15 protein-coding genes are annotated in these 19,300 nt (G+C 72.1%); 10 read left to right on the forward strand and 5 right to left on the reverse strand.

The features are described 5' to 3' along the window. Positions 1–31 precede the first annotated feature (31 nt). Complete coding sequence (locus PPSIR1_RS49660) at positions 32–679, reverse strand: hypothetical protein (RefSeq protein WP_053335459.1); 648 nt, start codon at positions 677–679, stop codon at positions 32–34. Positions 680–966: 287 nt separating this feature from the next. On the opposite strand from PPSIR1_RS49660, the gene PPSIR1_RS30710 reads away from it, so the two are divergent. Next, the gene (locus PPSIR1_RS30710; protein ID WP_006975123.1) at positions 967–2,187 is read left to right on the forward strand and encodes an AsmA family protein; all 1,221 of its coding nucleotides are present in this window, start codon (positions 967–969) and stop codon (positions 2,185–2,187) included. A gap of 56 nt (positions 2,188–2,243) precedes the next feature. Here the strand turns inward: PPSIR1_RS30710 and PPSIR1_RS30715 are convergent, their stop codons facing one another. Next, positions 2,244–2,447, reverse strand: a complete 204-nt coding sequence (locus tag PPSIR1_RS30715) for a hypothetical protein (protein ID WP_006975124.1) — start codon at positions 2,445–2,447, stop codon at positions 2,244–2,246. Positions 2,448–2,792: 345 nt separating this feature from the next. Here PPSIR1_RS30715 and PPSIR1_RS48465 point away from each other — a divergent pair, with 345 nt between their 5' ends. Continuing rightward, positions 2,793–2,972 (forward strand): hypothetical protein, encoded by a 180-nt coding sequence (locus PPSIR1_RS48465; RefSeq protein WP_157596140.1) that lies wholly within the window; start codon positions 2,793–2,795, stop codon positions 2,970–2,972. A gap of 71 nt (positions 2,973–3,043) precedes the next feature. Here PPSIR1_RS48465 and PPSIR1_RS30720 read toward each other — a convergent pair whose 3' ends face one another. Continuing rightward, complete coding sequence (locus tag PPSIR1_RS30720) at positions 3,044–3,463, reverse strand: SRPBCC domain-containing protein (protein WP_006975126.1); 420 nt, start codon at positions 3,461–3,463, stop codon at positions 3,044–3,046. A gap of 80 nt (positions 3,464–3,543) precedes the next feature. On the opposite strand from PPSIR1_RS30720, the gene PPSIR1_RS30725 reads away from it, so the two are divergent. From PPSIR1_RS30725 to PPSIR1_RS30735, 3 genes are all read left to right on the forward strand, one after another. After that, entirely contained in the window at positions 3,544–7,602 is a 4,059-nt protein-coding gene (locus tag PPSIR1_RS30725) for a VIT domain-containing protein (protein ID WP_006975127.1), read from the forward strand. Positions 7,603–7,764: 162 nt separating this feature from the next. Then, on the forward strand, positions 7,765–8,340 hold the full coding sequence (locus PPSIR1_RS30730) for a hypothetical protein (protein ID WP_006975128.1): 576 nt from the start codon (positions 7,765–7,767) through the stop codon (positions 8,338–8,340). A gap of 1 nt (position 8,341) precedes the next feature. After that, positions 8,342–9,946: an AgmX/PglI C-terminal domain-containing protein gene (locus PPSIR1_RS30735; RefSeq protein ID WP_006975129.1), complete on the forward strand. Its 1,605-nt coding sequence runs from the start codon at positions 8,342–8,344 to the stop codon at positions 9,944–9,946. Positions 9,947–9,964: 18 nt separating this feature from the next. On the opposite strand, the gene PPSIR1_RS30740 is transcribed toward PPSIR1_RS30735, so the two are convergent. Further along, on the reverse strand, positions 9,965–11,458 hold the full coding sequence (locus tag PPSIR1_RS30740; protein ID WP_157596141.1) for a hypothetical protein: 1,494 nt from the start codon (positions 11,456–11,458) through the stop codon (positions 9,965–9,967). A 116-nt stretch (positions 11,459–11,574) separates the two neighbouring features. Here PPSIR1_RS30740 and PPSIR1_RS30745 point away from each other — a divergent pair, with 116 nt between their 5' ends. Continuing rightward, complete coding sequence (locus PPSIR1_RS30745) at positions 11,575–13,089, forward strand: transglutaminase-like domain-containing protein (protein WP_006975131.1); 1,515 nt, start codon at positions 11,575–11,577, stop codon at positions 13,087–13,089. A 91-nt stretch (positions 13,090–13,180) separates the two neighbouring features. Here the strand turns inward: PPSIR1_RS30745 and PPSIR1_RS30750 are convergent, their stop codons facing one another. Further along, entirely contained in the window at positions 13,181–13,606 is a 426-nt protein-coding gene (locus tag PPSIR1_RS30750) for a response regulator (RefSeq protein ID WP_006975132.1), read from the reverse strand. A gap of 650 nt (positions 13,607–14,256) precedes the next feature. On the opposite strand from PPSIR1_RS30750, the gene PPSIR1_RS48470 reads away from it, so the two are divergent. From PPSIR1_RS48470 to PPSIR1_RS30770, 4 genes are all read left to right on the forward strand, one after another. Beyond that, entirely contained in the window at positions 14,257–14,772 is a 516-nt protein-coding gene (locus tag PPSIR1_RS48470; protein ID WP_006975133.1) for an RNA polymerase sigma factor, read from the forward strand. A gap of 10 nt (positions 14,773–14,782) precedes the next feature. Further along, positions 14,783–16,132 carry a FecR domain-containing protein gene (locus tag PPSIR1_RS30760; RefSeq protein WP_198154652.1) on the forward strand — a complete coding sequence of 450 codons (1,350 nt, stop codon included), beginning with the start codon at positions 14,783–14,785 and terminating at the stop codon, positions 16,130–16,132. Between the two features lie 73 nt (positions 16,133–16,205). Beyond that, positions 16,206–17,354, forward strand: a complete 1,149-nt coding sequence (locus PPSIR1_RS48475) for a hypothetical protein (protein ID WP_006975135.1) — start codon at positions 16,206–16,208, stop codon at positions 17,352–17,354. A gap of 171 nt (positions 17,355–17,525) precedes the next feature. Beyond that, the gene (locus tag PPSIR1_RS30770) at positions 17,526–19,238 is read left to right on the forward strand and encodes an FG-GAP repeat domain-containing protein (protein WP_006975136.1); all 1,713 of its coding nucleotides are present in this window, start codon (positions 17,526–17,528) and stop codon (positions 19,236–19,238) included. Positions 19,239–19,300 lie beyond the last annotated feature (62 nt).

Consider the following 19,300-nt stretch of genomic DNA (forward strand, 5'->3'; position numbering starts at 1 on the left):
TCGGACACGCGGTACTAGGCGCTCGCGCGCTTTAGAACTTCAGCTGCAAGCCGCCGGGCGCCGCCGACAGCTGCGCGGCCTTGCGCGACTTGGACAGGCGCACGGTCCCGCCGATGCCGAGGCCGAGGCCGGCGAGCTGGGCGACGCCGGCCATCGCCAGGCCCAGGCCTGCGGTGGCCGAGGACAGTCGCGAGGCGGCGATGAAGGGGCCGGCGACGGGGATCAGCAGCGGACGACCGACCTGCGGCTCGCCCGAGTCGATGGAGATCGTCGCCCCGACCGCGGTGAACAGGTAGACGACACCAAAGATGGTGTAGCCGCCGATCATCATGCCCATGCCCTTGTTGGGGTTCTTCTTGGGCGGCGCTGGAGGGGGCGCGACCGCGGGCGGAGGCGGCTGGGGGTAGGCACCAGGCGGCGGCGCGGCGGGCTGGGCCGCCGGCGCGGGCTGGGGCTGCGCCCAACCACCGGCGGGCGCGGGCTGAGCCGCGGGGGCGGGTTGGGCCGGCTGAGCGGGGGCCGGCTGGGCCGCGGGCGCGGGCTGAGCTGCCGGGGCCGGCTGGACCGTGACGGCCGCGGGCTGAGCCGCCGGAGCGGGTTGGGCCGGCTGAGCCGCGGGCTCCGGGGGCAAGCTCGGCGCCGCGAAGGCGACCGAGGGGACGGCCCAGGCTGCGACCATGCAAGTCGCAAGGGCAGCCGAAGCGAGGGTCTTGGAGGTCGAACGAGGGGCGTTGAACATGGGGGCTCCGCGGCGGGCAGACCTGGTGTAGCACGGCTCTACGGCTTCCCAATGTAGTAATTCACCGTTGTAGAACGCAACGCTCCGGGGGCTTCCCCCGTCGCGAAGTGCCGCCAGTGACACGGGCGACTCCGCTCCTTTTGCACCACACAGCACGCGCCCGAACCCACTCCCCCCACACCCCGCGCTGGGCAAGGCCCCGCCTCCGTGGGAGCCTGCGGTCCTCGATGGACGTCCTGTTCGTCATCGTCGCCCAGCTGCTGCTGGTCCCCTTGGTTCTATGGGCGCTGCTGGCGATCGAGCTCAGCCTGGGCCTGATCTCCTCGGTGGTCGCCGTGTTGCTCGGCCGCCGCTCGGCCAAGGAGGCCGTCCGCAACCGCCTGCGCAGCGTCGTGCGCCGGATCGTCGTGCTCATGGTGGTCTCCACCACCGCCTTGCTCGCCGCGGACCTGCTGTTCTTCGAGGCCCTCGTCAGCCTCGCCCTCGGCGGCCTCGACGACCGCGAGGATCTCGAGCTGCGCTACGCCAACGCCGAGGGCAGCTTCATCCTCGGCCGCGTCGAGCTCCACGGCCTCGAGCTCGCGGGCGCGCGGGGCAGCCACGAGGGCGGCCCCGCCAGCACCTTCACCCTGGCCGCCGAGACCCTGGTGATCGACGTCGACACCCTCGGCATGCTGACCCTCGACTTCGCCGTAGAGGAGCTCAGCCTCGACGGCGTCGAGGGTCGCTACGAACGCTTCGCCCCCCGGGTCCAGGCCGACGACGAGGCCGGCTTCGAGCTCGACCGCGAGTTCACCATCGAGCGCTTCCACGTCGGCGCGGCCCACTTCGCCTACGTCGACCACGACAAGGCCGACCGCACCGTCCACGCCACGCTCACCGAGCTCGACGCCGGGCCCGTGCGCAGCGAGGCGCCGATCTTCGATCTGCTCTACCGCACCCGCGGCCACGGGGAGCTGCGCTTTGGAGCCGACGCCGAGGCCGCCGCGCTGCCCTTCTCCCTGAGCACCGCGAGCCCCGACGCGAGCCCGCGCTCGACCCTCGAGCTCGCGGCCGTGCCCCTCGACCCCTTCACCCACGTCGTCGAAGACCGCACGGGGCTGCGCGCGAGCGGCCAGGCGGCGGTGGTGCTCGGCAACCGCTACGTCGACGCGCCGGAGTCGAGCGCCGAGGGTCCAAAGATCGAGCTCTCCCTCGAGGCCAAGCTCGCCGGTCTCCAGCTCAGCGCCGGCGACTCGGCCGGGCTCGCGGCCAAGGTCATGCTCGAGGTCGCCGAACACGCGCTGGTCCGCCTCGGCGGGGCGCTGACCCTCGACGTGCAGCTCGTGATCCTCGAGCGCGAGCTCATGGGCATGCGCAGCCTGGCGGAGTCGGACCTCGTCGATCGCCTGGTCCAGGCGAGCGTCGACGCCCTCCAGACCCAGCTCCGGGCCCGCGACGAGGGTTGACGGGGTTGACGTGCTGGTATCCGCTATCGGACCAGCGAATACCAGCACCGGATCGCTCAGCTCTCCTTCATGGGCAGCTCGACGTCGCAGTCGTCGGCGACCCCGCCCACGCACATCGTCAAGCCGAGGACCCGGACCTTGCGAACGGGGGGCGGGGGCTCCTGCGGCTCGGCCTCGGCCTCGGGCACTGGGACAGTCACATCGCAGTCGACCGCGGCCTGGTCACCGAGGCAAAACTCGATGCCCAGAAAGCTGAACACGCCGTCGTCCGCACCCCGCTGGGGAGACGCGTCGGCTGTGGGCGCGACCAGCAGCGCCGCCGCGGCGAGCGTAGCCAGCAGCGCACCGTTGCGGGTAGCGGATGCCCGCTTGGATTCAAACCTCGATCGTTGCTTCAACATCGTTTACCTCCTTGCCCGCTGTCAGAGATTCGCCAGCTGCGGGCCCGCTGGCTGTGGTTCACGGCCGTACACTGACCACTGCATCCGAGGGGTCAAGATTTTTTTTTATCGAGGCCGTTGACACGCGCTCGGCGATGCTCAGCATCGATCGCGTCCAGCAACCCACGCGATCGAGTAGCAATGATGATGAGGACAACGACCAACGTGCCCCGTCAACGGAGCCCAGTGCTGACCCGCGACGACGTCGACACCTGCGCGAGCTGTGGAAGCCACGAGAACCTCGAACGCTCCGCTCGCTTCGGTGAGATCCCCTTTTGTCGGGAGTGCATCGACCGCTCGTTCCACGTCGAAGACTGGGACGACCTGGGCGACCCCGGGGCCTGACCACCCCTGCGGCTCCGGTGGCCGGGCGGTACGACGGTGCCGTCCGGCCACCGGAGGCTCGAGCTCCCCGCTCAGCTCAGCGCAGACCGAAGATCGCGGTTGATCTGCTGGTAGAGCGGCTCGAGCTGGCGGCGCAGGAGCGGGAACATGAGCCGCGCCAGGGCGCCGTCGAACTCCTCGCCGTGGCGCACGATCGTCCCCTCGCCCCCGGGCCCGGGCTCCCAGCGCAGCCAGTGGTTGCCAAAGAAGACCCCCGGGATCCCGCCGGTCCAGCGCACCTCGCCGTCGCCACAGCTCGCCACCTTGACCCGCATGGGCGTCGCGAGGGGCCCAGCCTTGACGCGCATTCGCGCGCTGCGGCCGACGACGAGGGGGTCGAGGAAGTAGAGCCCGCGGCACCAGTCGCGCCAGCCCGGCCCGTCGCACAGCAGGGCCCCCACGGCCTCGGCGGGGGCGTCGACGTGGATCTCGGTGGCGATGTTGGTGCTCACCGGACGGAAGCTACCAGCCTTGAAAGGCGACGGGGATTGCTGGCGTTCGGTCGCCACCGGCCCCCTCCGGAGCTCCCGCCATGGCACCAAAAGCCCTGAAAACGCAGTTCGCTCAGCTCCTGACGCTCTTCGCCCTGTCCCTCCCCTCCCTGTCTGGCTGCCAGACGGGGGCGGAGGAGCGGGGCGAAGGCGCAATTGATGAAGGCGCTTCACCCGATGCCCCGGTCGAACACGCCGACGTCGGGACCATCACCAAGATCCGCGGCAGCCGGGGCGTCACCTCGCCCGACCTGCCCGAGGGCGCCTTCCTCGGCGAGGGCGCGACGGTCCACGGCGGTCAGCGCCTCGAGCTGCCGCGAGGGACCCGGGTGGAGCTCGAGCTCGCCTCCGGCGTCCGCCTGCGCGTCGACGAGGACAGCGCCCTGACCCTGCCCGAGCGCCTCGATCAACCCCTGACCCTCGAGCGCGGCCGACTCATCGCCCTGGCCAAGTCCGCCGGCGAAGGTCCAGCGCTGACCATCCTCGCCGCCGACGACCGCCTGACCCTCGAGCGCGGCGAGGTCGAGGTCCACCACGCCGGCGAGACCCGGCACTTCGGCGTGGTCCAGGGCCGCTCGGTGCTGGTCAGCGACGGCCGCGAGATCCCGCTGAGCGCCGGGGCGAGCATCTCGACCCCGGCCGCCCCCACGACGCGTCCGGAGGCCCCGCCGGACCCCAACATCCTCGCCGTCGCGGCGCCCGAGCTGAGCCTCCGACCCCTGCGCGACAGCGCCTGGGCCGACGCCTTCGAGGACACGGCCCGCATCGCCGAGAACCTCCCCCAGGGCGTCGGCAGCCTCGTCGCCCGCCGAGCCGGCAGCCGAGTCGAGCGCCAGTCCCTGCGCCTGAGCGAGCAGAAGGTCAAGGTCACCATCTCGGGCCGCATCGCTCGCACGGAGATCGAGCAGGCCTTCAGCAACGACTCGAGCCAGACCCTCGAGGGCATCTACCAGTTCCCCCTGCCCGCCGACGCCTCGATCTCCGACCTGCAGCTGCTCGTCGGCAACACCTGGATGACCGGCGAGATGCTCGAGAAGACCCGCGCGCGGCGGATCTTCCGGCAGATCGTCGACGCGACCGTGCCCCGGGACCCGGCGCTGCTGCAGTGGGAGCAGGGCGGCGTGTTCAAGCTCAACATCTTCCCGATCCCCGGCAAGGGCGAGCGGCGCATCAAGATCGCCTACACCCAGGTGCTGCCCGAGGCCGGCGAGCAGCTGCGCTACCGCTACCCCATGGGCGGGTCCGGGGCGACGGCCACGGAGATCGGCGAGTTCGAGTTCGAGGTCGAGGTCGACGGGCGCAGCGCGATGATCGACGAGGCCGCGCTGGCCAAGGTCAGCACGCCCATGGCCGAGCTCAGCCGCGAGCGTCGCGGCCAGAACCTGCGCCTGAGCATGGAAGAGCGCGACTACCAGCCGACCCACGAGCTCGGCGTCGACGTGCCCATCGCCGCCGAGCAGCGCCGGGTCAGCGCCGCGACCCACCGCGACCGCGACGGCCAGGGCTACTTCATGCTCACCCTGCGCCCGGAGCTGAAGCTGCAGGCCGACCCGCGCCCGGTCCACTACGCCTTCGTGCTCGACCGCAGCCACGGGACCACGCCCGAGCTGTGGACCGCCGCCAAGGGCATGACCGAGGCCATGCTCAGCACCCTCGAGCCCGACGATCGCTTCACCGTGCTCGCCTGCGACACGGCCTGCGACGCCCTCGACGGGGGCCTGCGCGCGGCCACGGACGCGAACATCGGGGCCAGCGTCGAGGCCTTCATCGATGACCAGGTGCTCGCCGGGGCCAGCGACGTCGGGCACATGCTCGAGCGCGCGGCCGACAGCTTCGGCGCCGATCCAAACACCGACGCCGAGCGCGTGGTCGTCTACCTCGGCGACGGCGTGCCGACCTCGGGCGCGCTGACCCCCGACGAGCTCGGAGCCATGGCCAAGGGCGAAGGCCCGCTGGCCCACCTGCGCGTCCAGGCCGTGGCCCTCGGCGCGCGCTCGGACCTGCTCGTGCTCGACAACCTCACCCGCCAAAGCGGCGGCGACCTGATCCGCCTCGACGCCCGCGACGACCTCGAGCGCGTCGCCCGAGAGCTGCGCCTGCGCGCCCAGGTCCCCGTGGCCCGGGATCTGGCCCTCGACCTGCCCCCGGGGCTGACCGACGTCTACCCCCGCTCGATCCCCGCCCTGCGCCCCGGCGACAGCCTGACCCTGGTCGGCAAGCTCGCCGAGGATCAGAGCGGGCTCACGGGCATGCGCGGCGACCTGCAGCTGCGCGGCCGCGGGCCCTCGGGCGTGGTCGACGAGACCTTCCAGATCATGCTCGACGCCGAGTACTCCAAGGGCGACATGGCCGGCCCCGGCGGCGTCCATGCCCACCTGCCCCGGACCTGGGCGCAGGCCGAGATCACCCACCTGACCCAGACCGAGGGCGCGGCCGCCAAGGATCGCATCATCGCCCTGTCCCGGGAGTTCAACGTGCTCTCGCGCTGGACGGCCCTGCTGGTGCTCGAGAACGACCGCATGTACCGGGAGTTCAACGTCGCGCGCAAGGCCGGCAAGAAGGACGGGTGGACGGACAAGCTCGACGAGAAGCCCAAGGCCGAGACCAAGACCACCACGGGCCAGACCGTCGCCAACAAGCCGGCGGAGAACCGCAACCAGGACGCGACGGCGGCCTCCGAGGCCATCCCGGGCGCCCAGCCCATGCCCAGCCCCGACGCCGCGAGCGCGGACGCCAAGGATCTCGAGAAGTCCAAGGGGGACTTCGAGGGCGGCGACTTCTCGGGGGCCTTCGACGGCAACGAGTTCGACGGCGAGGCCTTCGACGCCCTCGAGCCCGAGGCCGAGCCCCCCGCGCCCCCGGCGGACGAGTTCGCCGAGCAGCAGGAAGAAGAGCTCGCCGAGGACGACTTCGACAATGACTTTGGGGACATCGGCACGGGCGGCGCGGGCAAGGGCGGCGGCGGCTCGAGCAGCAGCGGCGCCCTCGGGCCCAACCAGGCGCCGGCCAAGAAGGAAGCCAAGGCCAAGAAGAAGCCGAGCTCGAAGCCCGGCGGCGGCTGGTCCGACGATCCCTTCGACGACCCCTGGAACGGCGGTGGTGGCCGCGGCGGCTGGTCGCCCCCGCCCAAGCGCCCCCGCCCCAAGATGGTCCTGCGCGACGCCTCGGGCCCGAGCAGCAGCGACCGCCAGCGCATCGCCGAGCTCCAGCGCCTGCGCGACACCGACCCGACCAACCGCAAGGCCCACCGCGACCTGGTCCGTCGAGCCGTGCGCAGCGGCGACGCCAACGCCATGGCCTTCGCGGCCGCCTGGGCCACGGCCGATCCGGACCACGCCCCCGCGCTCTTGGCCCACGCCGACGCCCTCGCGGCCGCGGGCGACCCCATGGCCCTGCGCGCCTACGCCAGCGCCGTCGAGGTGAAGTCCTTCGACAAGCGCATGCACCAGCGCATGGCTCGGGCCCTGACCATGGCCGGCGACTTCGAGCGGGCCTGCTCCCACCGCCGCGCCCTGGTCAGCATCGAGCCGAGCAACGCCGACGCGAGCGCCGAGCTGGTCGAGTGCCTCGTGCTCAGCGGGCGCACGGAGGCCGCCCGCGCGGCCCTGAGCCAGGCGACGGAGGTCGCCCGCGCGAGCAACCGGAGCAAGTCCCAGTCGGTCAAGTCGAGCAAGGCCCTGGCGCGGGCGCAGAAGCTCATCGACGGGACCCTCCAGCCCTCGAGCCTGGGCCTGCACGGCTCGCCGGACCTGCGCGTCGAGCTGCGCTGGACCGCGGCCGAGAACCTCGACGTCGCGGTCATCGACCGCCGAGGCAAGCGCCTGTCGGTGCAGCGCCCCGAGTCGGTGCGCGTCCGCGAGACCCGGGAGGGCAGCGAGCGCAAGGAGGTGCTGACGCTGCGCGAGGTCAAGGGCACCTGCTTCATCGAGGTCACCCGCCCCGAGGTTGACGACGAGGGCCGGGTGGCTGCGCCCGTCGACGCCGAGCTCAGCGTGCGCACGGCGACGGGTCGGCGGACCTTCCAGCTGCGCCTGCTCCCCGGGCGGCAGCGGGTGGCGCTGACCAAGTGGGACCGCCCGCGCAACCTCGGCGGGTGGTGATCCAAATGGCGGGGCGGCCGGACTTGTTCCAGGTTCGCTGCCCCGCCGTCCCCCGCCGTCCCCCGCCGCCAACAATTTAGGGGTATCGAGGGTCCGGGGACGCCACCGCGCGGGGGTTCACCCTCTGGCTCGGCCCGCTCGGCCCCCTATACTAGTCCCGGCATGCCCACTCCCCGCGACGAGCAACTCCTGGCCAGCATCCGCGGCGGCGACCGAGCGGCCCTGCACGCGCTGGCAGAAGAGATCCGCGAGGTCGTGCGCCAGCTCGAGATCCCCGGGGTGTCGGATCAGCGCGGCCGCCTCGACACCATCGTCGGGCCCCTGCACGCGCGCATCGTCCACCGCCTGCGCGCCCCCGACTTCGCCCTCCGCGGCTCGCTGCGCGCCTACATCACCACCTTCATCGCCCTGCGCCGCGACGAGATCACGCCCGGCGCCCCGCCGACCGGGCTCCGCCGCATGCACCAGGCCAACCCCGACCAGCTCGCCGGGGCCGTCGACGCGGCCCTGCGCCGGCTCACCCACAGCCACAACCCCGACGTCCGCGAGCTCGCCCACACCTGGCTGGCGCTGGTCGAGGAGGGCTCGGCGGGGGACGTGCAGTCAGGGCGGGAGACGGCGCGCATGCTCAAGACGGCCTCGCCCGTGCTCGCGCGCAAGAGCGAAGGCGAGTTCGCGGGCGCGCTGCGGACCTTCCGAACCACGCTGGGCTACGAGCTCGGAAAGCAGGGGTACTGAGATGAGCGCACGGGACATCCTGTTGCTCGCGGCCGAGGACGCCTTCGACTTCGAGCGCTTCCGCGAGGCGGGGCCGCTGACGGCCGACGTCGACCCCGAGGTGACCGCGGCGGAGATCGTCGAGTTCGAGGCCCTGGGCATCCCCATGCCCAGCGAGCTCGAGAGCCTGCGCCGCGAGCTCGAGCACGCGCCCATCGTCCGCGAGGCCCTGCGCAACGCGGCCATCGCCATGCGCCACTCGGGGCGCGCCACGGCCTCGGCCCTGGTCGCCCTCGGACCGCAGAGCGTCGTCCCGGCGGGGGCCTACGGCTTCGGTATGCCGGGCGGCCTGCCCCCCGGGGTCGACCCGCGCCTCGCCGCGGCCATGGCCGCGGGCGCCATCCCTCACGCGCCGCCACCGACCGCGCCCCCCTCCGCCCCCCACTTCGCTCAGCCAGCCCCGCCCCGGGCCCGCCAGCGCCCGCCCGCCGAAGCCCCCCCGCCCGAGCCCCGCCCGCCCATCGCAACCGCGGCCGTCGTCCACCCCGAGGGCACCGTCGACGCCGACATCCTCGACGACTGGGACGGGGCCGAGAGCGACTTCGACGACGACGACGACTGGGACGCGCCCCGCCCCAAGCGACCCCGGCGACGGCCCAAGCCCAAGTCGCGGCGGCCCCGCGACCATGGCTACGACGACGACGACTTCGACGACGACGACGACCTGCTGATCGCCGCGCCCCCGGCCCGGGACGACAAGACGACCTGGATCCTCGGAGGCATCGCCGCGGCGGCCGTGCTCGCCCTGCTGTGGATCGGCTTTGGCAATCGAGGCTCGGCGGCGCAGACCCAGGCCCAGGCGGACCCCGCCCTCGCGCCCAACCAGGCCGTGAATCAGCCGCCCGTGCAGCAGGCCGTCCCCGCCGCGGTCGCGCCCCCGCCCGCGGCCCTTCCCCCGGCCGAGGCCGCGCCCCCGCCCGCCCCCGCTCAGCCCGCGTCGACGGGCGGCGGTGGTCGACGCGGCGGCGGAGGCAGCCGTGGTGGTGGTGGTGGTGGCGGCTCCAAGCCGGCGCCCAAGTCCAGCCCCCTCAACCCCTTCGGCGGCTACACCCCGCCCGGCGAAAACCCAGCGCCTGCGCCCACCAACGGCCAGGGCGGCGCCCAGCCAGGCACGCAGCCGGGAACCCAGCCCGCCCCCGCGCCCGCCCCGGCCGGAGGCGGCGCTCAGCCAGGCACGCAGCCCGGAACCCAGCCGGCTCCCGCTCCAGCCCCGGCCGAAGGAGGCGCCCAGCCGGCGCCCGCCCCCACGCCCGAAGAGCCCAAGCCCGAGGAGCCCAAGCTCGTCAAACAAAAGATGACCGCGGCCCAGCGCGGCGCGATCACCAAGAAGGTCGGCGACCTCCAGCGCTGCTACACCGACGCCCTCGTCGGCAAGCCCGACCTCGCCGGCCGGGTCGTGTTCACCATCTCCCTCGACCAAGACGGCGTGGTCAAGCGCGTCGACATCGCCAAGGACCAGGTCAAGTACGGCGTGGCCAAGTGCGCGGCCAAGAAGATCCGCAGCTGGACCCTGCCCTCGGGCGGCATCCCGATGATCTTCGACCTGCCCTTCGACTTCAAACAGTAGCCCGGGTAGTCGAGGCGGTCAGCCCTTGACCGAGACCCCGCCGCGGACCAGGCCGGTGTAGACCTCCGGGTCGACCAGGCCCAGCCAGGGGTCGCCCGCCGGGGTCTGGAACAGCTCGGCGTAGAGCCACGCGTCGACGCTCTCGAAGTCGAGGGGCTCGCCGGCCCGGGCCCGCCGGGCGAGCTCGGCGTGCACCCGCGGGTAGAGCTCGAGGGCGTTCTTGGCCGTGTCTTCGTGGACCGAGGTCAGCAAGCCCGCGGCCATGCGCGACTCGAGCTCGGCCCGCTCCCGCGCGCCCTCGACCAGGCCATCGACGGGCCGCTCGGCGCTGAGGATCGCCAGGGTGTTCGGGTGCAGGTCGTCGTAGTGCGAAAGGCCCACGCCCAGGACGACGCGCTCGGCCTCGGTCATCGGCTCAAAGCCCGGGCCCAGGTCCAGCGCGACGCCGAGCAAGCTCGGCGCCTTCGCGGGCTCGGCCGGCCCCCGCAGCCCGAGCTGGCGCGGCGCGGCGTCGAGGATCGGCGCCTCCATCCGCGACTTCCCGACCGCCATGGGCACGGCGATCTTCGCCGGCACGCGCCCGTCTCCGTCTTCGTCGCCGGGCGCCTGGGCGAGCCACAGCCGCGCGTCCCGAACATCCACGGGCGCGCCGCGGAGGGTCGTCAGCTTGGCGCTCAGGTCGACCGCCGCCGCCTCGAAGCGCCGCTCGTGGTGCGCGGCCAGGACCGCCGTCGCGTCCGCGTCGAGGCTGCGCCCGTCGAGGGCCCCGACCAGCTCCAGGCTCTGCTCGAGGGCCGCCCGAAAGCGCGGCGGCGCCCACAGTCCGGGCAGCACGTCGAGGGTCCGGCCGTCGGCGTCGAGGACGAAGTGGGCGCTGTTGCCCGTGATCGTCCGGTGCACCACCCGCCCGTCGCCAAAGTCGATGGCCATGCGCGGCACGGGCCGCTCGCTCGACCAGTGGAGCACGAAGTGGGTCTCGAGCCAGGCCGCGAGCTCGGGGTCGGCGTAGAGCAGGGTCCGGAACAGGCGGCTGTTCGCGCACGAGAACTCCGTGTCGAGCTCGCCGAGCAGACGCAGAGACAAGATCGCCTTGCCCTCGGACCGGGCGCGCTGGCGGGCGCGATCGAGATCGCGCTCCCAAAACAGGCCGCCGTAGACCGCGTCGCGCTGCTGGGCGACGGCGTCGATGAGCCCGCGCCAGCGCGCGTCGTCCTCGCCCGTGGGCGCGAGCTCGGCGTAGCGCTCGATCAGCGCGTCGAGCTGGTCGGGACCGCGCTGACGCAGGGCGTCGACGCTGGCCGCGAAGGCCTCGCTCTCGGGATCGGCCCCGAGCGCCGCCGCCACGAGGGCGTCGGAGTCGGACGCGTCCACGCGCGACACCGAGGTCCCCCGCGCCTCGCCCTCGAGCTCTCCGCTCGCGCCCGAGAAGGCGCCCGCACAGCCGCACGCGAGCAGGGACAGCGCCAGGAAGGAGGCGCGCGCCCCTCGGTCCATGAAACGATCTCGAAGCATGCTCCGATCATGGGTCCAGCCAGGCCTCCGCGCCGGTAAGGACCGCGCTCGATCTACGTAAGGGCCGGGTAAGAGCCCCGCTGGACCCAAACGCGCGGGGCTGCCATGGTCGGGCGATGCGGACCCTCGTCGGCGCTGCCCTGGCCCTCGCCCTGCTGGGCTGCGTGCGCGCCCCGGGGCCCTCGGGTTGGCAGCGGCAGCCCGCCGCGATGGCCCCGATCGTCATCGACAGCCGCAGCGAGCGGCTGCTCGCCGTCGAGGTCGCAGGACAGCTCCTGGGCAGCCTCGCGCTGACCCTCGACAAGACCCCTGACGGCCGCTGGATCCGCTCCGAGCGGGTCCGCTTCCAGATCACCCGCTCGGGCGGAGGCGCCGACGCGGCCTTCACCATCGAGCGCGAGTCGATCTCCAAGCTCGACGCCGAGCACCGGCTGACCCGCATGACCGCCGTCGAGCGCGAGGCCGACGTCGAGATCACCTGGCAGCTCGCCCGCGACGGCGACGACTTCGTGCGCAGCTACCTCGGGCCGGGCTACGACAGCCCGGAGCTCGAGCGCTTTGCGATCCCGCCGGACTACCGCGACACCCTCGCGGTCGAGTTCGAGCTCCTCGCCGAGTGGCAGCGCACCGGCGAGGCGGCGACCCGGCGCTTTGCGAGCTTCGACCTTCGCCAGGGGCGCTTCGAGATGTCCGAGCTGACCTTCCTGGGCGAGGCCGAGTTCCGCACCGAGGCCGGCGAGCGCATCCCCGCCTACCGCCTGCGCGCCGTCGAGGAGGACGGGACGGTGACCGAGACCACCGTCGACCACGACTTCCTGCCCCTGAGCTACGAGACCGCCGGGACCTACACGGCCTACCTCGTCGACGAGCTCCCCGCCCTCGGCCGCGGCGGGGCGCGCTTGAGCTCGAAGATCCCCGTGACCGGCTCGGCTCCTTCGGCGTCGTGGGAGCTCGACGCGCGCAGCATCGTGGCGACCGTCGACGCGCCCAACGAGGCCGACGCGCCGCCCCTTTGGGAGAGCGGCCACTACCACGAGGTCGAGCGCGAGGGATCGCGCTACGCGCTGCGCCTGCTCGCGACCCGCCCGGGCCCGGACTTCGCGGCCCCGGACCTGCCCCTGACCGTGCCCGCGGAGATCGAGCGCTTCTTGGCGCCCACGCCCATGTCCCAGTCCGACGCCCCCGCGATCGCGGCCTGGGCCCGGAGCCTCGCCGACGGCGAGACCGACGCCCTCGAGGTCGCGCGGCGGGTCGTCGTCGGGGTCCACGACCGCCTCGACAAGCGCGGCGGAGTGCGCGGCTCGGCCACCGCCACCGAGGTCCTCGACAACGGCGAGGGCGACTGCACCGAACACGCCGTGCTCGTCGTGGCGCTCATGCGCGCCCTCGGCATCCCGGCGCGCACGGTCAGCGGGATCATCCTCGCCCCCGGCGGCGGAGACACCGGCATCGCCGTCTATCACGCGTGGGCAGAGATCTGGCTCGGCCGGTGGATCGGCGTGGACGCGACCCTCGGCGACACGGGCACGGCCCCACGCTACCTGCAATTCGGCCTCGACGAGCCCGGCGAGCCGAGCACCAACGGGAAGCTCGTCCGCGCCTTCGGGAAGATCCGCATCCAGCTCGAGTGAGCCGCTCGAGGGACTCAATTGCGAAGAGCCACCGGGGAGATCCCGATGGCTCGTCATGGATGTCGTCAATGCGTGGGGCAAAAAGGGACGATTAGCAGCACTCGTCGACCAGCGAGTTGAGCGTCGCCGCCCGCAGCGGCTTGCTCAGGCACCCGTTGGCCCCACGCGCGAGCGCGCCCTGGCGATCGTCGCTGCCCCGCGCGGCCATCATCAAGATCGGCACGTCCTCGTGCTCGGGCTCCCGGCGCAGGCTCTCGAGCAGCGCCATGCCGTTGATGACGGGCAGATCCACGTCGATGACGAAGAGGTCGAAGGACTCCTCGCGGCTCATCAAGAGCCCGCGCAGACCGTCGTTTGCGACCCGCACCTCGTAGCCACGCCCCTCGAAGAGCTGCTCGAGGTTCCGCGCCGCGACGCGGCAATCGTCGACGATCAGCACCTTTGGACGAACCTGAACGAAGGCGGCGAAGGGAGCCAGCGGCGCCTCGGCGACCCGCGGACGGGCCGCAGCGGCCACGTGGGGGCCCGTATGCGTGCGCCGGCCGCGAAAAACAGGCACCGAACTATCGAAGGGTTCAACGTCCATCCACATCTCGAGTGTCCTTTCGATCAAGCGTCAGTTCAAAAATATTTCGAAATGTACATCACAAAAATATCTATTCGACATCAAAGCAGCGTGAGCAATGAGTTTTTATTGGGTGCCCAAAGAAAGGTGAGCCCCACCGGGGAAGACGCGACACTGACGGATGACAGCAGTGGCCGAAAGCCCGATAGCTGGCTCCGCAGTGCGGAACTGAACGTCTCCCGAAACGAGCGAAGCGAACCCCGATGCCCTTCTCCCTCCCCGGTCACGACGAGCGCCTCGACAACGAGCGCAGCCGCGCGGGGTGGGCTCGGCGCCTGGCGGGTTCATTCATCGGTGATGCGTCGGGTTTATTCGCGCGTGCGTTGGCCGCCACGCAAGGGCCGCAGGTGAGCCCCTGGCTGCGATCTGCGGACGATGACACTGCTTCGGGCGTATGGGAGACTGTCACGTCTGGAGCAGACATGAGCTCCCGCCCAGTCCCGGTCATGAGCGTCGCCAGCCCGAGCGACTCGTTCGTCGCAGCGACCCCACGGAGGGCCTCGACTCTGTCCGAGCGCCTGCGTGCCGGTGATCCAGGCGCGGTGGCGGAGCTCTTCGATCGCTACGGCAACCACGTCGAGCGGGTGCTCGTGCGGACCATCGGCCACGACGGCGAGATGGAGGACATGATCCAGGACGTGTTCCTGGGTGCCTACCGCAGCGGGCCCAACTTCCAGGGCGACGACGATCAGCTCAAAGCCTGGGTCAGCCGCATCGCCGTGTTCACCGCCCGTGGCTACCTGCGCAAGCGCAAGCGCAAGTGGTGGCTCCGCTCCTCCGACCCCGAGCAGCTCCCCGAGCTGACCTCCAAGGAGGCGAGCCCCCACGTCCACGAGACCCTTCGCCGGACCTACGCGGTGTTGGATCAGATGGACCCCGATCTGCGCATCCCCCTGGCTCTGCGCGAGCTCGAGAAGCTGGAGCTGACCGAGATCGCCGAGGCCTGTGGCTGCTCCGTGTCGACCATCAAACGTCGCCTGGCGCGTGCCCGAAAGACCTTCGAACGCCTGGCCAAGAAGGACCCGATCCTTCGGGACTGGGTGGAGGACGAGAACTGATATGGGCGACATGACCCGAACTACCGGCAAGCTGTTCCTGGCGGTCCGAGAGGCTCAAACGTCGGACCTGCAACTCGACGACCCGCGGGCCCACGCCCGCTCGCGCGCCCGGCTGTTGCAGGCCATGGACACCGCCGAGCTCGACGCTGCGCCCGCGCTGCCCAAGAGCGTGACCCAGCCGCGCTCGCGCTGGCTGTGGCTGGCCGCGCCCGTGGCCGCGGCCGCCTGCGCCCTGGCCATCGTCATGGTCCCCGGCGACGCTCGGGAGGCCCAGCCCATCGCCTACGCCGTCGACGGCGACGCGATGTCGGCCAACCAAATGATCGTCGCCGGCGAGCGCAGCCGCGAGCTGGCCTTCTCCGACGACACCCGCGTCGAGCTCAGCCCCCACAGCGAGCTCCGCGTCGACGCCCTGCGCAGCAACGGCGCCCAGCTCATGCTCGCCGAGGGCGAGGTCTCGCTCTCGGTCCACCACGAACACGACACCAGCTGGGAGGTCGACGCGGGCCCGTGGTCCGTGCACGTCACCGGCACCCAGTTCTCCGTGGCCTGGGAGCCGACCACGGCCGAGTTCGCCGTCGAGGTGACCGAGGGCTCCGTGCGCGTCGAGGGCCCCCAGGGCACCGTGGCGCAGCTCGAGGCCGGCGATCACTTCAGCCGGACGCCGCGCCTGGCCGCCGATCTATCGGGCCCCAGCGCCCTGCCTTCGATGGCGCCCGGACAGCCCGGGGCCGCCCTCGCTGGCGCCGTCCCGGCCATGCCCGAGGCCGCCATCGCCATGCCCGGCGGGGGCACGCCCGAGGCCGCCATCGCCGAGCCCGAGGCTGCGCTGGTCGAGGGCAAGGCCAAGGGCAAAGCCAAGACCAAAAAGGCCGAGGCCGCGGAGGCCAAGGCCGCGTCGTGGAAGGAGCTCTACGACGAGGCCAACTTCACGGGCGCCTGGGCGAGCATCGCCGAGAGCCCCGGCGGTCTGCACGGCGAGGCCAACCGCGTGTCGGCGGGCACCATGCTCGACCTGGCTGACCTGGCCCGCTTCAACAAGGCCCGCGGCGACGCCCGCCAGGTCCTCGAGCGCCTGCGCGAGCGCTTCCCGGGTACGCGCAGCGCCGGCGAGGCGGCCTTCTTGCTCGGCAAGATGGCGGCCGAGGGTGGCCACTGGCCCAAGGCCGCGACCTGGTTCGAGGCCTACCTCGACGAGCAGCCCAAGGGCACCCACCGCTCCGACGCCCTCGGCCGGCTCATGGCCAGCTACCAGGCGGCGGGCAAGCAAGAGCGCGCCCGCGATGTCGCGGCCGACTACCTCGAGCGCGACCCCAAGGGCGCCCACGCGGCCAAGGCCCGCGAGCTCCTCGACCGCTGACCCCGTGAGCTCGGTGAGCTCCAGATCTCAGACGACACGACCCTGGCTGCGCGGCGGCCCGGGTCGTTTCGCGTTGGGCGGCCTCGCCCTCGCCCTCTTCGTCGTGGGCTGTCCGACCCTCGCCCACGCCAGCCTCGGGCCCGAAGAGGCGGCGGCCGAGTCCACCGAAGACGACGGGATCAGCCACGATCTCGTGCTGATCCGCGTCACCCCCGAGCGCCCGGCCGTCCGCGCCCGGCTGCAGGCCGAGCTGGGCTTGCTGGGCTTTGTCAGCGCGCCCCTCGAGCGCCCCGCCGACGACCCGGCCCTCGGCGAAGAGCTGCTCGAGGTCTTGCTCGAGCGAGAGCCGAACTCCCAAGCCGCCGGCGCGGCCATCGAGATCGTCCTCGGCGAGGGCGAGGTCGAGCTGTGGATCGCCAACCTCGGCAACGAGCGCGTGCTCTACCGGCGCCTCGACGCGGCCGAGAGCGACGACGGCAACCCGCGGACCCTGGCGATCGCGGCGGTCGAGCTGCTCCGCGCCGCTCGCATCGAGACCGACGCGCCGGCCCCCAGTCCGGACCCGCCAGAGCCCGACCCCATCGACACCGATCCCGACGGGGAGCCCGACCCAGACCCCGACCCGGACCCCGACCCCCCCGAGCTCCCGGACTACCGCGTCGGCATCGGCATCGCGCCGGTGCTCGGCTACGCCCAGGGCCTCTCGGTGAGCGCCCACGTCGAGCTCGGCGTCCGCTGGCTGCCCCGCCTGCCCAACCTGAAAGACGACCACGACCCCTTCGCCCTGCGCATGGCCGCGTGGCTGTGGACCGTGCCCGCCCGCGCCGAGAACAACCTCGGCACGGCGCAGGTCAGCTGGGGCATGGTCTTTCTCGAGCCGCAGTGGCGCATCCCTCCGCCCGCCCGCGCGCCCTACTTCCACCCGGACGTCGGCGTCGGCGTCGGCGGCCTGCTGACCCTCAGCCGCAGCGTGTTCGACGACGCGGGCCAGACCGTCGACCAGACCTCGGGGGCCTTCGCAACCTACGGCCACCTCGGCCTCGGCTTCGCCGTCACGCCCCGGCTCTCGGTCCACCTCAACGGCTACGCCGGCATCGTCGCGCCCTACTTGAACATCCAGCTCGAGATCCTCCAAGACGACGGCACCTCGACCATCGAGACCCTGACCCAGTGGGGTCCCTTCTGGGCGGGCACGAGCCTCGGCATCGAAATCTGGCTGTGACAATCGAAGCCGCGAAGAGCGGATGTCGCGGCAATTCTCGGTATGAGGCGGTTTCCAGATCAGAACGTGGTCTACGTCTCCAAGTTCGCATGAAATTACTCGTGTATTTGTGCCTACGCCTGGGTGCTTGTCCAAATAGAATCGCGTAGACTCAGTGTCAAGCGCTTCTCCATGTCTTCGCCCGCTCGCCCCATCCTCGGACTCGTCGTCGCCAGCCTCGGGCTCACGTCCATGGCCTGCGCCCTCGACGTGACCTTGACGGCGGCGGCCGCGGACGAGGTCGGCACCGAGGACGAAGGCGACGAGGCGTCGGCCGACGAGGCCGGCACCGACTCGAGCGACACCGACGAGAGCGGGTCGAGCACCGACGGCGAGGACGAGGGCGAGACCGGCCGGGCCGAGCCCAGCCCCCTGTGCCAGGTCGTGCCGGGAGAGCTCGACGCCCCCCTGCCCTGCGACATGCCCTACGCCGCCGTCAGCCTCGAGCCCGAGGTGCAGTGGACTTGGTCGGGCAACGGCTTCGAAGACAGCGTCGTGACCACCCCGCTGGTCGCCAACCTCGACGACGACAACGGCGACGGCTTCATCGACCTGTGCGACACGCCGGACGTCCTGGTCGCCGCCGTCGATCTGCCCGCGGAAAAACAGGCCGTGTGGCCCAAGGCCCACCTGACCGTCATCGACGGCGCCACCGGGGAGACCTCGCGGGTGTTCGCGCACGGCATCGACGGGGCCGTGAACCCGGCCATCGCCGACCTCGACAACGACGGCAGCCCCGAGATCCTGGCCCTCGAGCAGTACGGCACCAACAGCCCCTACCAGTTCGCCGACCGGCACCTCGTGGCCTTCGACGCCGAGGGCAACCTGAAGTGGTCCGGGGAGTACGTAGCCCAGTCGCGGGGCGGAGGGGCCATCGCCGTGGCCGACCTCGACCACGACGGCTCGCCCGAGATCCTCGCGCCCGAGTACGTCACCGACGCGAGCGGCCAGCTGCTGTGGGCCCTCGACGATCCGCCCACGCAGTACTCCATGCCCGTGGCCGCGGACTTCGACCTCGACGGGGACCTCGAGGTGCTGTTCGGCGGCACGGCCTACCACCACGACGGCTCGCTCTACTTCGACGTCCAGGGCGCGCCGACCAACCGCGGCAGCGCGGCGGTCGCGAACTTCGACGACGACCCCAACCCCGAGTTTTACGCCCAGCACGACGGCGCGCACGCGGTCTTCGACCACGACGGCTCGCTGATCGCCGTGTGCCCGGCCCACCTCGTCATGGGCGAGGCTGGCAACCCGACCTCGATCGGCGACCTCAACGGCGACGGCAAGGCCGAGATCCTGTTTGCGATCGGCCAAAAGGTCTACGCCCTGCGCCCCAACGCGGACAGCTGCACGATCGCCTGGGAGAAGAACATCGACACCCCCGGCGCCAAGGGGGCCGCGACGGTCTTCGACCTGCTGACCGACGGCGGGGCCGAGGTGCTCTACGCCGACGACAGCCAGATGCGCCTCTACGATCAGATGGGCAACGTCGTCGCCAGCTTGCCCCGGACCGCGCGGGAGAACATCGCCAGCCCGGTGGTCGCCGACATCGACGGGGACGGCGGCGCGGACATGCTCTTCGCCTCGAGCCAGCCGGTGTCCTCGGTCGGCGAGCCCGAGCTCCCGGGCACCGCCGCGCTGACCATGGTCAGCAACGGCCAAGGCGCCTTCGCTCCGACCCGGCGCATCTGGAACCAGCACGCCTACCGCGGAGAGACGATCCGCGAGGACGGCCGCGTGTCGAGCTACGAGGCCGACTTCGAGCCGGGCAACTGGATGGACCACAACGCCTATCGCGCCAACCCCGGCGTCGTCGGCTTTGAGCAGTGCGCCCCCGGCGGCTGACGCGTCACGACTGCGCTCCCCCCGCTAATTGGAGGGCTCGAGGCAGCCAGCAAGGGCTTGCG

Origin of the sequence: Plesiocystis pacifica SIR-1, assembly GCF_000170895.1 — a bacterium.
GTDB classification, from domain to species: domain Bacteria; phylum Myxococcota_A; class Polyangia; order Nannocystales; family Nannocystaceae; genus Plesiocystis; species Plesiocystis pacifica.